The sequence below is a fragment of the Endozoicomonas euniceicola genome (assembly GCF_025562755.1).
In the GTDB taxonomy this organism is placed as follows: Bacteria; Pseudomonadota; Gammaproteobacteria; order Pseudomonadales; family Endozoicomonadaceae; genus Endozoicomonas_A; species Endozoicomonas_A euniceicola.
The window spans coordinates 3,663,884-3,678,435 of sequence record NZ_CP103300.1; the positions used below are offsets into that span (position 1 = coordinate 3,663,884).

The window sequence follows — 14,552 nt, forward strand, 5'->3', positions numbered from 1 at the left end:
CAGCCAAACTAATTAGATTTGCCTGGGTGGAGTTTCAGAGCAGCCAGATTGAGCAGAAACGCTAAGAAGTTGTGGACTTGTTGCGGGTCTACCTTCGTATCTTGGCTTGTGTCAATTCTTACTGCTGCATCAAAGTGCTCCAGGCGACTGATTGCATTTGGGTAATGAATAAGGTGGCCAACGGCTTGCCTGGCAGATGTAATGATGGTTATCCGGTCTCTTGCCCTGTTGACATCAAATTGTAGTAATTCTGCAATTTCAATACGGTCAGTGTCAGATAAGTCAGGAAAGGAGAAGTGCGGGTTTGCTAATAAGGCTGCCAGAAGGTTGGGTGCTAAAGTAACCCAGTGATTCAGATCATAGACCTCTGTGTTCAGACCTGAACGACCTTGAGTGATTACTGAAAACCGGACGCTTTGTGTTGGCGCCAGTAATGGGATTAACTGGGTATCACCAAACTGCTGTAAAACCCCCAGCTCTGAATTCCCTACAGCTGCTGACTGGGTGATTACACGGTTTTCTATAATGGCCGGGATGGTTTCAGCATTTAAACCGGTCAAAAGTGCGAGTTCCCGGAGCAGTCTGCTGCTGATAGGGTGGTTTTGAATGATGTCATTAATAGAGCGAAGATTATCTTCAATGGTATCCCGAACCTTTTGCTGGTTCCATTCAATCATTTCTTCAGAGGGTTGGTGCCTGTTGTAAATCTCTGCAATTGAAGAGTACATACAATTTCCATCTCCATTTACCCTTATCAATTCATAACCTTCAGGAACAGGGTTATAATGAGTTACCGGCCCATTGATTTGCTTTTGAGGGTATTGACTTTCCATTTGGTCATACAGTTTTTTTGCACCAGTCCTGATACACTTATCTTTCTCTTTGCATTCTTTATTATGAAGAGGTTTGATTAGCCTTGGCTTGTTTTCTTTATGGTGTTTTTGTTTGTTTCTACGGCTGCCAGAGATTGGGTCAGTAGTTTCATAAACTTTACCGCAATGATAACATGTCTGTTTATAGTGTCCGGTGACTGTTTTTTCATTGATAAAGAGCTCAGGAGTATTTTTTCTGAAGGTATTTATCAGTGCTTCTGTTTCTTTTGTATCAAAAATAGGATCATTATCCGTTGAGCTGGATCCAATAGTTTCTTTAAAGTATTTTTTCAGAGAGCTCTTAACCTCTTTTTTTCTGGAGCGCTGCTGATATTTTTCCAGAACAGCCAGTCTGAATTTGTTTTTGAAATGATCGTCATTAAAGTCTATTCCTGTAGGACTGTATTTTGCCGTCGGAAGTAAATTATCCAGAAGTGAAGGAAGGAAATCTTTGCTTGATTCCATATTTCTGTATAAACCTTTAATACTGATTTGCAGTGTTTCAACTTCTGATTCACTTACTTTAAAACTATCTGAGTTTTCCATAAATACTATTTTCTGAGTAAGAAAATCAATTAGTGCCAATGTGTTAAATGCAACCTGAAGACCTGTCTTATTGATATCGATTATGTCACTAAGCTTAAAGCTTTCAGGTGTTTTAGTTATTGTATTTATTAATTTAGAGCCACTTTTGAATTCGTTATACAACAAAGTACGAACACAAATCTCAATCAGGTAATTTGTCATGATCCTCTGATTAACTAGAGCTATGTCTTTGTAATCCATATCGGATAAGTACTTAAGGCTTGGGGTGAGTTGACCAAGGAAAAATGCCAGGTCTTCGATAGTATTCTTGTTAAGCTCACCCTTCAGTGCATGCTCAAAAAAAAGATTATTACTTTCTGTAATTGAATAGTCTTTTTTTGCTATAAAAATCGACATCTGTACTCTTTGTAACAGTATTTCCAGGAAGGCTTGAGTTGGCTGCCATGTCTTTATGTCCTTATTAGGCATCAGTAGGGATTTTGTAATAATATGATTTCCTTTATTTGCCATGATATATTTTTTTTCATTGGGAAGAGCCAGCTTTCTTTTAGATAAATCATACATAGCTGTTACAGCAAATTCTTTTTCTTCCTCAGACATATCTTCCTTTATCGTTGGTAGCCATACATTTGCCTGGCTACCATACTGGAATTTCCCCCTGTATCGTTCTTTTAGCACAATGCTTTCCCTGGGTATCATCAAGTGGTGTTGATTTACCATATTGTTATTTTTGGCACGCTTTTTACCACCTGGGACTATATGTATTTCCCATTCAATCTCTTTTTGTGTGCAGTCATGGTCATCTGAGCATAAGATGTTTGGATTTTCAGGTTTGTAGTATTGACTGCCTTCTTCCGTAGCCCTCTTAAATGCACGCTCCTCATAATTTGGCACTTTAACAATCATGGTCAGTTTTGAGTTTTTATTATCAGTTCTTTTGGAATTTTCTTTCCTGTTACTTTGTTCTGCGTCATAAACTTTTTCGCTGACTTTCTCCTTATTAATCAGTTCCCCTTTGTAATATATTTTGGGCTCAATTCCTTCTGGTATGTAAAAGCTGGTTTCTTTTTTAGCTTTAAAGACAATGTTATAATAATATCCAATTTCATCTGTATTAAATTCAACGATCTCTGCTTCTTTGTACATTTCAACTGGAAGAAATATATCTGTTTTTGAGTGTTCTTTTTTATTGTCTGCTTTATCATAAACTAAATAATCAAAATTCGGGTCTCCGTTAGATGTGATTCTGGTGTTGACGGCTTCTTTTATTTTATTAAAATCTGTTTCTACTGTAAGGCTTGTCTCTAATTGTGACGCATTGAGGTTGTTGTTATATATAATCTGTGAGATTTCTTCAGCAGCTGATACATAGAATTCAGATCTTGGTGTTGTTATGTATAAGTATGCCAGGGAACCTTCATCTTTAATATCAAAATCTCCAGTCATAAAGTTAATAACCTGAATGATTTGCTGTTCGATAGAGTAATTATTTGAACCGTAACGTACCCGACCGTTACAATTCTTAAACCACCAGTTATGAGTATTAAAATATGATTCTGAGTCTGCATTTCTTTCTGAATGCTTATAGATTTGCATAAGACACAATTTGTTACCGAAGCGGTGCGAAACAGGAGGAGCTTGTTGGACGTCTACTTCTGGTCCCTCATCACCAATATTGTCAAAGTTAAAAATAACCCTGAAAAATGCGCCTTGCCACCAACCAGTGGGAGCCACAAAATCTAATGAAACCTGTAACATATTATCATCGTTGACACTTATTTCGAAGTTATCTGGATATTTTTGCTCAAGAAAGTTCTTGAGGTTGTTGACCGCAAGATAGACTTCTCTGGCTTTAGAGGCAGGGTTTCGCATTGGTGACTGGGTTGTTACTTTTCCATCTTCGGACTTTTGGTTGACCGAAATCACAGACTTGGGATTTCTACTCCATAATTTGGCTACGCCCTCAGTTGTTATTTTGTCATTCGCATAGTTACTAATTATTTTAATCAGCCATTCATAATCGGAGCCTTCGTTTTCTGTAGGTATAGTGATAAAATCATCCTCAGTACGGTTGCGTATATGAAAATAAATAATGGCCTGAACTAAATTGAAGGCTCTCAGAACCCCGTAAGGCATTTGCTTTTTATTGCTGTCAGGGCTTACCGTTATATCCAGCAAATGACCGACTTTTTTACTTTTTTCTCTGAAATATCTATTTCTTTGGTTAGTGTTTCGATTCTCCATAAGTAAGCTTATGTAAGAGTCTAACTCATTTTTACTAATGAGCTTGATTTTACTTTCGAGCTTGATTTTACTTTCAATTTTTTGATAGTCCTCATAATCAAACCGCTTGATTACAGAGATTTGTTTCTGGCTCAGTTGAAATGCAAAGACATTCACCGAAATCAGAGACAGGAGCAAAATATAAATATATATTTTGTATTTATATAAAGTAACTTTGAAAAGCATGCTTTTATTTTTCCTAAATCCAGTAGATTGATTTAATTTTTTACAGAAAGCGGGCTTTTTTGCTGCAGGCAGTCTAGCATTCCCTCCTATTAAGTCATTATTTTTGTTCTCTCAAAACTTCCGGACTCTGGCAGAGGATATCGGTGCGGCCCTGGGTTGTCTGGCGCATGTTACTGAGTTGCACCGGGTAGCGGCAGGCCCTTACCGTGAAGACCGGATGCGCACGCTGGAAGCAGTGCGTGATGGTGGTGGTCATCAGGCGCTGGATACTTCTGTCTTATTGAGAGCCATGCAAGCCTGACTCAACTGCCTCGACTTCACTAATACATAATCCGTGTCGTACGAATCCAGAGGGCTGGACGCTTTCGAGACCCTGTCTGTTTGCAGCAAACGAAAACTTCTTTCCCGCAAGAGAAATTTCCACTAACTGCCGCAAGCCTGTCTATTATTAAATGTTGTTTATACCCGACATTCACCACCTGACCTGACATTTTCCTGAGATCTGCTATTTAACAGATAAGCCAATATTGGGAAGCCCCCCTTAGGGAAGCAGCAGAACATAATATACCGCTGTTGGCTTTTGGCGGTTGGCTGTATGAGCAGCTAATAGCCAAAAGCCAAAAGCCAACAGCCAAAAGCCCGGTAAGTTATTGAATGCTGCTCCCCTTATGCCTCCTGTTCAATATCGCTCTCAGGTCATGGATCACCTCGGTCTGGTGGCTGGAATGTGCAAAGAGCTGGGAATTGTCGAGCACATCGATAAACGAGCCCCCAAGCTATCTGACGAATGGAACATTTCCCACGGTGAAGCCGTGATAGCTATGATAATCAACGGTCTTGGCTTCACAGGACAGTCTCTCCATATGTTCCCTCAGTTCTTCGCCAATAAACCCCTCGACAAACTAATCAGGGGCGGGATTGAACCCGAACACATAAACGACAAAGTACTGGGAAGGGCGCTGGACGTACTTTTTGATCTGGATGTTAGTAAAGTCCATTTCGAGCTGGCTATCAAGGTGGCGAAGCACCTCAAATTACCGTGCGACGCACTGAACCTCGATGGTACAGGGTTTCACGTCGATGGTCGTTATAATTGTGATGACGAAGTGAGCGATGAAGACCTTAATTGTATCCGGCTTTGCAAGGGCTACAGTCGAGACCATCGCCCGGACTTGAATCAGGCCATATTACTTCTGCTAACCGAGAATCGTGCAGGCATTCCACTGTTTATGAAAGCAGCCAGTGGCAATGTGACGGATAAAACCAGTTTCAAACAAGTGGTGAGCCAGCACATAAAGAGCTTTAAAGCGGCTCTGAATGCCCGTTATTTCGTCGGTGATGCCGCAATGTACGTGGCAGGAACCCTTCAGGAACTCAGCCATCAGGAGCAGTTGTTTGTTTCCCGAGTCCCTCTCAATATCGGTGATGCTAAAAAACTGGTACGTAGCGCACCATCGCGCTCCATGAATGTGGTGGATGGATTTGACCATTACGAAGCGGTGGAGACATTGTCTGAGTATGCCGGTGTCGTACAACGCTGGGTTCTGTTTCGAAACAAGCAGAGCCAGAAAGCGGAACAGAAGACACTGACCCGGCGTATGCAGAAAAAATCCCTGACAGAATCCGAGGCTCTGGTAAAGCTGGGCAAAAAGTCGTTCCGGTGTGAAGCCGACGCCATGGAAGCCTTCAGGCAATGGCAAAAGAATTCCAAACTTTGTCAGGCTGAACCTAAGGTCATTAGCAAGCCTTGTTACAATACCAAAGGTCGCCCTGCTGACGGGATGCCTCCTGACCACTATGAATATTTCGTGACAGGTTGCTGCTCAGTAGCTGTGGAGAGACGCCGGGATGCTGAGGCGTCACTGGGTTGCTTTATACTGGGCACCAACGACATGGATACAGACCGGCTGGATACGACTGAACTGCTAAAGACGTATAAATCCCAACAGCAGGTTGAAAGAGGCTTTCGTTTCCTGAAAAGCCCGGATTTCCTAGTGTCATCACTTTATCTCAAGAAGCCGGAACGTATTGAAGCGCTGCTAATGGTGATGACTCTCTGCCTGATGGTCTATGCTGCTATCCAACATCGAATTCGTTATGAGCTGAAAAGACAGAGTCGAACGTTCCCGGACATGAAAAAGAAACCGGCGAAGAACCCCACGGGCAGGTGGATTTTCTGCTGCTTCGAGGGTATTCATGTGTGGACGATCAATGGGACGGAGAAGCATGTAGTCGGCATCTCGGAAAGTCAGTCGACGATCATTTTTATACTGGGTCAAACGTACCAATCAATTTATTCCTGATTGGGGTGGTGAATGTCGGTTATACAGCTTAGAGTGAAAAGATTAGCTCTGTGCTTTTTTTGTGCCTTACACAGGAGTATCAGGCGTGCCGCGTTTTACCTGTGATGAGTGTGGGAAAGCTTACGCAACTGCGGGTTCTCTCAGGGGTCATAAGCGAATCCACGGTGGTGATCAGTCCCTTCAGTGCGAAATATGTAACAGGCGCTTTCCTTTTCCCAGTAAACTCGCCAAACATATGCTTACCCATACCGGTGAAAAACCTTTTCAATGTAATGTATGCAACATGACTTTTACAAATAATGGAAACCTGGTTAGGCACTCAACACTCCATTCCGGTGAACGTCCTTATGAGTGTCTGCCATGCGCTCTTTCTTTTACTCAATTAGGCAATCTTAAAAGGCATAATAAGAGCGTTCATGGAAAAAACGGAACCTTTCTATGTCAAATATGCAGTTGTCGTTTTAGTCGGGAGTTCCATCTTACCAGGCACAACCAGGTAAAACACCCATCCGAATCAACAGCCCAGACTACCACAGTGCATACGCACACGGAACCAGAAGGAATGGTAACCGTAACAAGCCAAACTAAGGAATCACCAAACGATAAGACAATCATAAGCACCGTTTTATCCCCGGTAGGAAGTGCCTACGTAGTCACTAAATGCAGCTTTTCATCAAACAGCACAACCATCACAACAACCACAACACAGGGATCAGGACGAGTAGCCGCATATACTGGTCAAAACCCTCCGGGTTCTGGCCCTGGAATAATTTTTCTAGATGAATCAGACCCTGGGCTATTAAAGGTTCACGCGAATTACGACTCTTAACTTTACGGTCGTCCAGTAAATTATTGACTCCCTGGTTTGCTCGCTACGGGCGCTATTCTCGGTCAGGCTCCTGGCCTTCCTCTGAATCGCTCTCTGTCTCATACCACTCTGGTCGCTCCCAGTCTTTTACTTTTTTTCCAATTAAACAGACATCTAAAGATTTTTCCCAGCGGGGTATGGGGATTTCAGAATAGGATTCAAAGTCGACCTGATTAAAAAAGTCATCTACGGCATTGCACCCTAAATTATTATCTGACGGTTCACCAATATAAATGACCCATTTCCCTACTGGCCACTCCGCAATCATCTCGCCAGCGTTTGTTATTGGCCAGGAAATAATCAGGGCGTCCGCTTCAGGGTGGCGTCGAATGGCTTCTGTGGCATCCAGTTCCGTAACCGTTGTTATGGTATTTTTTTCGGTGGAGTACTTATCGGTTGCCGTGACTGAAATGCCATGTTCGTTAAGGGCTTTGCACAGATAACCACTTCCGGCACCGACCTCCAGGCATGAATGAATATCATGCTCTTTGAGTTTATCAGCCAGCTGGCTGGTCCAGCTTTTGTCAACTAATGCCCACATTCCGAAGTGCTTGGTAAGAATTTTTCTGAAATCTATTCCACCTTCCGAGGATCTGGGCAGATGTTGTAAAGAAGTATTTTGGAAATTAAGGAAGTAGCTTGGTTTGCTGATATAAAAATCCCTGATGCTGGGCTGCCTTTGCTCCCCGGCAGCACCAAAAAACAGCTGTGACAGAGTATTGCGGATAGTTGATACGACCCCATAGCTACCATCATCAATTTTGTGGCAATTAAAATTGTATTGCCCATCAAGACAAAGGTCTTCAAACAATCCATTTTTTATTTCTGGCTCGAACGGGGCTATAGTTTCTGCCGGAATGGATCGTCTTAGTGTGGTGCAGTCTTTGCGGTAAAGTGGCTGTGCGTCTGTCCACTTCTCCGGTATTTCTTTTTTCTCAAGTTGCCTTATATTTTCATGCATGAAATTAAGGTATTTATAGTTTTCTTTACAGTCGTGGCAGAATCCCTGATACCCTTTTACTTTCCACTCATTAATGGTTTTCATGGATGGTTCATCGTTGTAATCACTGAGCTTGATACTCACTTTATTTTCAATATCAACCATTTCAACAACTTTTCCGTTCATACATCCGGTACAGTGGATGTCGGTACAGTGCTGCTTTAGCTTTCGAAGGCGCTCTGGCGGAATGGAGTGGGGAGGTTGTGATAGCTTCTGGTAAACATCGTACCATGTATTACAACCTTTCAACTGTGATCCGGTAATGAAATGAACAGTATCATGCATGGTATTAACGTCCTTGTATTACATAACGCAAGTTATCTTTTTATACAAAAATTTGTTCATCACCTTTCTATTACAGTGGGTGACGAACAAATGCTTTAGTGGCTCTTGATTTTCGTTGGATTGTTAAATTAAAAAAAAGTTCCACTTGTTGTATGAAACTGAAATTTAACGGGCATGAGTAACCGATAGGGTTATTTAACAGCAACAATCAGGTTGCGATTGATCGACTGATCTACCCGATGCAGGTAATTAATATAAGGTTCTTCTCCCAGAACTTTAAAGCCTGCTTCTGTTAAGGCTTCTTCAGCCTCCTTCCATTTCAGGGTGAATTCATTGTATGAAATCACCAGCGCACCTTTGGGCTTCATGACCTGTTTCCATGCCGGGGCTGCTGCTTTCAACAGTTCAAGGGGGCTGCGATCCAGTTTGGGGGCTTTGGCATTTTTACTGCCGTGCTGAACACCGTAGGGAAGATCGGATACCAGAATGTCGCAGGAATTCTTTTTAGCCAGAAACTGGGTATGGCGGGTGTCGGCGGGGAATACTTTCAGGGTCTGGATTTTTCCCTTGCTGAAATCTTCTTTGGTGGCCGCTGTTTCCAGAGTGAAGCCGTCGGACAGGCGTTTGCCATTGTGAGTGCGTCGCTCTTTGGCTTTTGTGTGCTTGTAACGACCTTTTTTGAGGTAGTTGATCAGGTAAGCCTGGATTTCCTGCGTCCATTTGTCGTTGATTTCCACGCCAACTACGTTGAAACCACGAACCATGCCCTCAAAGAGTGTCGTACCTTTGCCACACATAGGGTCGATCAGGGTGATTTGTTCGCTGCCGGTCTTACAGGCGCTCAGAGCAAGGTTCACCATCATACGGGTGAATTGCTCATTGGTTTTGCCGGTGTATTTGAGAATCTGGTTCAGGCTTTCAGGAAAGGTCTGGAATGACTCAGCGGCCAGTGGCTTGAGCAGTCCCTGTTCAAGGATTTCAAACAGCGCGTAATAGATGGAAGAAGCTGACAAGGCTTTCAGGGCTTTACTGTTCAGAGGTTCTTCGGTGCTGAAGCAGATGCAGGCAGGAAGGTTAAGGTCCCGTTCACCAATGTCGCTGATTTCTAAGTCTCTGGCCTCGGTAATTGCCCGGATTTCGTTACAGGCGATGTTGAGGGCAGCGTCAAAGTAGATGCGGTTGTGGCCGGGGTTGGCAAGAATGGCGTAATGGTGCATAAAAAATACATAGTGTTTGAACTGGCAGGAAGCTAGCAATAATTACAACGGCCTGCAACTGGTTTAGGCAAAGAGCCAAAGGGTTGATTTGGATAATGCCAACCTTAGTGTTAGAATGCAGCGCTTAATTTTGCCAGTTCTAATTCTTAAGCCTTTGTAGAGGCTGTGAGTGGGTTTTGGCTATAAGGTCGGCTGTAAATATGCACGGTCGTACCCGTTTGTTGTAATGCATATTCAATGGAGACTTTATCATGGCTTTGACTGTTGAAAAGAAAGCTGAAATCATCAAGGAGTTCGGTCGCTCTGAAGGTGACAGCGGTTGCCCTGAAGTTCAGGTAGCTCTGCTGACTGCAAACATCGAAGGTCTGCAGTCTCACTTCAAGGCTAACCACAAGGATCACCACTCCCGTCGCGGCCTGATCCGCATGGTAAACCAGCGTCGCAGCATGCTGGACTACCTGAAGCGTAAGGACGTTGAGCGCTATCGCAGCCTGATCGAACGTCTGGGTCTGCGTCGCTAATAGCCTTCGGGATCGGCACGGGTGGTTTCTGTTGAAATCACCGGCAGAACAGGAAGACTTTGCTGTAGCACAGGCTCCGCAAGGCTTCCGCAGTCAGAGCACCGCTAGCTTCCATTGTGTGGCTGGCGGTGTTTTGCGTTGAACAGGCACTGGATTTTCAGTCGTCTGTATGAAAGAAGCCAGTCAGTAAAGGCTTCGTATCCAGCTCTGATCTTGTTTTGCTGTCAAATCGGGGTGCAATTCCAAGTCTTTCTGGTGCTCTTTCCGATAGAAAGTTTCAGACAGAAGGTGCTTACCAGAAGGTTTTGAATTGCATCCGTGTCTCGTGGCAGCCACAGATGGTTGGGGTTTTACTAAAGGAAAATATTGTGACTCCGGTAACCAAGACATTTACATTCGGTGGTCAGACCATCGTTCTGGAAACAGGCCGTGTTGCCCGTCAGGCATCGGGTGCGGTTCTGGCAACCATGGGTGATACAGCCGTTCTGGCAACGGTGGTTGGCTCTAAGGAAGCGAAACCAGGGCAGGACTTTTTCCCTCTGTCCGTCCACTACCAGGAAAAAACGTACGCTGCGGGTAAAATCCCTGGCGGTTTCCTGAAGCGTGAAAGCCGTCCCAGCGAAAAAGAAACCCTGACTTCCCGCCTGATCGACCGTCCTATTCGCCCCCTGTTCCCTAAAGGCTTCATGAATGAAGTTCAGGTGGTTTTGACGGTTGTTTCCGTGGACAAGAAAAACGATCCGGATATTCTGGCGATGGTGGCCTGCTCTGCAGCCCTGGCTATTTCCGGTATCCCTTTCCAGGGGCCTATTGGTGGTGCGCGTGTCGGCTTTAATGAAGAAAAAGGCTACCTGCTGAACCCAAGCTATGCCGAGCTGGAAACGTCCGAGCTGGACATGGTGGTAGCGGGTACTAAAGACGCCGTATTGATGGTTGAGTCTGAAGCGCAGGAGCTGACTGAAGATGAAATGCTGGGCGCGGTGCTGTTTGCACACCAGGAATACCAGTCTGTTATCTCTGCTGTTGAAGCCTTTGCCGCTGAAGTTGGCAAGGCTGGCTGGGGCTGGGTAGCACCAGCTGAAAATGCCGAACTGAAAGAAAAAGTATCCGCTTTTGAAGGTAGAATGCGTGAAGCTTACCAGATCACCATCAAGCAGGATCGTTATGCTGCGGTGGGTGTGCTGAAGCAGGAAGTGCTGGAATCCCTGGCTGGTGAAGAAGAAGGTCAGTTCGACGCGTCTGATGTTGAGAAGGCATTCTCCAGTCTGGAAAAATCCGTAGTGCGCGGCAATATCATCAATGGTCTGCCTCGTATCGACGGTCGTGACACCAAGACCGTTCGCCCGATCAACGTAGAAATCGGCGTTCTGCCAAAGACTCACGGTTCTGCGCTGTTTACCCGGGGTGAAACTCAGGCTCTGGTCACTACGACTCTGGGTACTGCCCGTGACGCACAGATTATCGATAGCCTGGAAGGCGAAACCAAAGATCCATTCATGCTGCACTACAACTTCCCTGCCTACTCTGTCGGTGAGTGTGGTCGTATGGGTGCGCCGGGTCGTCGTGAAATTGGTCACGGTCGTCTGGCCCGTCGCGGTGTTCAGGCTATGCTGCCGACTCAGGACGAGTTCCCATACACCGTTCGTGTGGTCTCTGAAATCACTGAATCCAACGGTTCCAGCTCCATGGCTTCCGTGTGTGGTTCTTCCCTGGCGCTGATGGATGCGGGCGTACCTCTGAAAGCACCAGTAGCTGGTATTGCTATGGGCCTGGTGAAAGAAGGTGAACAGTTTGCAGTCCTGACCGACATTCTTGGTGACGAAGACCACCTGGGTGATATGGACTTTAAAGTAGCTGGTACTTCCGAAGGTATTACTGCTCTGCAGATGGATATCAAGATTGCCGGTATCACCGAAGAGATCATGGAAATCGCCCTGGATCAGGCGATGGACGCTCGTCTGCACATTCTGGACGAAATGAATAAGGTGATCAGCGAGAGCCGTTCCGAGCTGAACGAAAACGCGCCGATGACCATGTCCCTGAAAATTGACACCGACAAGATTCGTGACGTTATCGGTAAAGGTGGTGCGACCATCCGTTCTATCTGTGAAGATACGGGTGCTTCTGTTGATATCGACGACAGTGGTATGGTGAAAATCTTCGCTGACGACAAGGAAAAGGCCCAGGCTGCTTACGACCGTGTTTACGGTATTACTGCTGACGCTGAGGTTGGTCAGATCTATACCGGTGAAGTTACCCGTATCGTAGACTTTGGTGCGTTTGTGAGTGTTCTGCCGGGTCGTGACGGTCTGGTACATATTTCTCAAATCGCTGATGAGCGTGTAGAGAAAGTATCTGACTACCTGCAAATGGGTCAGCAGGTTGAAGTGGTTGTACTGGACATTGACTCCCGTGGCCGTATCAAGCTGAGCATCAAAGAAGTTGCCCGCGCTAAGGAACAGGCGTCTTAATCGGCACTGCTATTTCCGTGTAAGGGAAGTAGTGGCGTAGGTTGGGAGTTACCCTGAAGGGCACAAGCGTTGCGCTCTTCCCAACCTACAAGAAAAAACCTGAAGAAATTCCAAGGCGGTGTAGCGAAGTGTGGAAAATTTATTCTGGGTTTTAAAATCACCTTATACTTCAATTATTTAGCAAAATCGTCGTAAACCCTCGCCCAATGCGGGCGGGGATATAAGACGGGAAGGCGCAGAGCCTTCCGCCATCAATCTGGTGTACTCTGGCTATTAACGTAGTCCTTCAGAGTCTCGATAGTTGCACCGCCAGCACTGCAAGCAAAGTAAGACCTTGACCACATTAGGGGAGCGGCAATCAATAATTTACCGGTTCCGGAACAATTGTCACATCCCATTTCTTTAACTCAGAGTGGCGAATGATGTGAGGCTGTATTTCAGCTAATTCCTGTTTACTCAGTCTCACCCCTTTTTGATACGGTTGATCAAGTAGCTTCACTATCGGGTTCATGCATTTCCATACCATTGTCTTTGTCCACTCTAAAACAGACGTTACTGTGTTTAGAAGGCTGCCATTCCAATGGTTCTCAAGATAAGACCAGCCTCGTTCAATCGGATTGTACTTGCTGTGGTAGGGAGGGTAGTAAACCAGCCGTATTTTCAGCCCCACTTTTTTGGCAAACTCAACCATTCTGAAAAGAAACTGAGTTCGGTGGCTGTTACTTTCAGGACCGTTGTCTGCGTAGATAACCAGCTCATCGACATACCTGTTAGTTTCCCTCACCTGCTCCCACCACTGTTCAATGGCATCGCAGATAAAATCACTGGTTTTGTAAGAGTTACCGTAAAAGACATACAGTTGATCATTTTCCAGATTGAGTATTCCAAAGGGGATCATTTTTTCTTTGGTGGCCATATCATGATCCAGCGCTTTGACCGCTTCAGTTCCTCTTGCTTTACCACCTCTGGAAAAATTTCCAAGGTTAACCGTTGCTTTGCAATCAATGCTGATCTGAAGACTCTGCTTTCTCTGGCTTGCGGTGCTTTTTACTTGTTTGACGTTTTCAAAGATGGCATCGGTTTCCGGGATTTTTTTTCCGGCGTGGTCTTCTGTACCTTGTGAAGTTTATAGCCCATGCGGTTCAACATGTTGCAGAAAGTACGCTCTTTGGGAAGTAGCTCTTCCTGCCACCCTTTTTCATCAATCAGTTTTTTTCGAACAGCACTGGCTGTTATGCGAGCATAGGAGAACGTATTTCTGAGCTGCGGGTCAGCCTGACTTTCAGGGTCTACCAAGCTTCGAATGTCTTGTTCCAGTTGAGGATTTGCTACTTCTGCTTTTGGCTTGCCCTGAGATACGTAATTTCCATAACAAATAAGTCCTGTCCTTTTTTCATGCATCCCGAGTTCAACGGTATGACGACCAAAATTGAACTCGGTTTCAGTAAGGCGTGGACTACCAAAACAGAGCTGTTCAGCGACTTCAGCTATGAAGGCTCTGTGTTCAGAGCCTTTGAGCTTTTTAGCAGCAAGTATAATGAGGTGTTTGCATTCAGGGGTGACATTAACGCTGGACATGACGTTCACAATCAATCACAGAGGGAGTAAGCAGGAAAGATACTCCGGTAAAGTTTGTTATGCCACTCCCCTTAAGCCTGCTTTGCTCTGAGCAGTAAGGTGGGTATTCAGCATTCGCAACCGTCTTGATGATGTTGATTTGAGATTATTTACCATGACACTGATAGCCAGTTTTGGTGGGTAGGCCACCAACAGGTGTACGTGATCTTTTTCGCCATCCATTTCAAGTAACTGGCATTCCAGTTTTTCACATGCACTCTCGAACGACTCCCGTAACTGCTTGATCATATAGCCATCAAAAAGCTTTCGCCTGTACTTTGTCGTGAACACCAAATGAACAACCAGCTTGGTAACGCTATGTCGTTTGCGAAGATACCCTTTAAGCAAATCCTTATTGTGTGCGCTCACTTGAAAACCTCTTT

General features: G+C 44.8%; 8 protein-coding genes and 3 pseudogenes. 5 read left to right on the plus strand and 6 right to left on the minus strand.

What is annotated here, in order from left to right; translation table 11 throughout:
* Positions 1–8: 8 nt before the first annotated feature.
* Positions 9–3,887, minus strand: coding sequence for a hypothetical protein (locus NX720_RS14960; protein WP_262595605.1), 3,879 nt, complete (start codon positions 3,885–3,887; stop codon positions 9–11).
* Positions 3,888–3,990: 103 nt separating this feature from the next.
* Between NX720_RS14960 and NX720_RS14965 the strand changes: the two genes are divergently transcribed.
* The 3 genes from NX720_RS14965 to NX720_RS27175 all read left to right on the plus strand — a co-directional run bounded on the left by NX720_RS14965 (position 3,991) and on the right by NX720_RS27175 (position 7,019).
* Positions 3,991–4,188, plus strand: coding sequence for a hypothetical protein (locus NX720_RS14965; RefSeq protein ID WP_262595606.1), 198 nt, complete (start codon positions 3,991–3,993; stop codon positions 4,186–4,188).
* A gap of 367 nt (positions 4,189–4,555) precedes the next feature.
* On the plus strand, positions 4,556–6,190 hold the full coding sequence (locus NX720_RS14970; protein WP_262595607.1) for an IS1634 family transposase: 1,635 nt from the start codon (positions 4,556–4,558) through the stop codon (positions 6,188–6,190).
* An 85-nt stretch (positions 6,191–6,275) separates the two neighbouring features.
* Complete coding sequence (locus NX720_RS27175; protein WP_404830998.1) at positions 6,276–7,019, plus strand: C2H2-type zinc finger protein; 744 nt, start codon at positions 6,276–6,278, stop codon at positions 7,017–7,019.
* Positions 7,020–7,071: 52 nt separating this feature from the next.
* Here NX720_RS27175 and NX720_RS14975 read toward each other — a convergent pair whose 3' ends face one another.
* Entirely contained in the window at positions 7,072–8,343 is a 1,272-nt protein-coding gene (locus tag NX720_RS14975) for a methyltransferase domain-containing protein (RefSeq protein ID WP_262595608.1), read from the minus strand.
* Positions 8,344–8,534: 191 nt separating this feature from the next.
* Positions 8,535–9,560, minus strand: a complete 1,026-nt coding sequence (locus NX720_RS14980) for a TRM11 family SAM-dependent methyltransferase (protein ID WP_262595609.1) — start codon at positions 9,558–9,560, stop codon at positions 8,535–8,537.
* 251 nt (positions 9,561–9,811) lie between these two features.
* On the opposite strand from NX720_RS14980, the gene rpsO reads away from it, so the two are divergent.
* Together rpsO and pnp are read left to right on the plus strand one after the other, a co-directional pair.
* Entirely contained in the window at positions 9,812–10,081 is a 270-nt protein-coding gene (gene rpsO / locus NX720_RS14985; RefSeq protein WP_034878324.1) for a 30S ribosomal protein S15, read from the plus strand.
* 368 nt (positions 10,082–10,449) lie between these two features.
* A complete protein-coding gene (pnp, locus tag NX720_RS14990; protein ID WP_262595610.1) occupies positions 10,450–12,552 on the plus strand; it encodes a polyribonucleotide nucleotidyltransferase in 2,103 nt (700 codons plus the stop codon).
* 251 nt (positions 12,553–12,803) lie between these two features.
* Here pnp and NX720_RS14995 read toward each other — a convergent pair.
* From NX720_RS14995 to tnpA, 3 pseudogenes are all read right to left on the minus strand, one after another.
* Positions 12,804–12,899: pseudogene (locus NX720_RS14995) on the minus strand (transposase); the annotation flags it as partial.
* Between the two features lie 11 nt (positions 12,900–12,910).
* Positions 12,911–14,130, minus strand: a pseudogene (locus NX720_RS27180) (ISAzo13 family transposase).
* A 72-nt stretch (positions 14,131–14,202) separates the two neighbouring features.
* Positions 14,203–14,538: pseudogene (tnpA, locus tag NX720_RS15010) on the minus strand (IS200/IS605 family transposase); the annotation flags it as partial.
* Positions 14,539–14,552 lie beyond the last annotated feature (14 nt).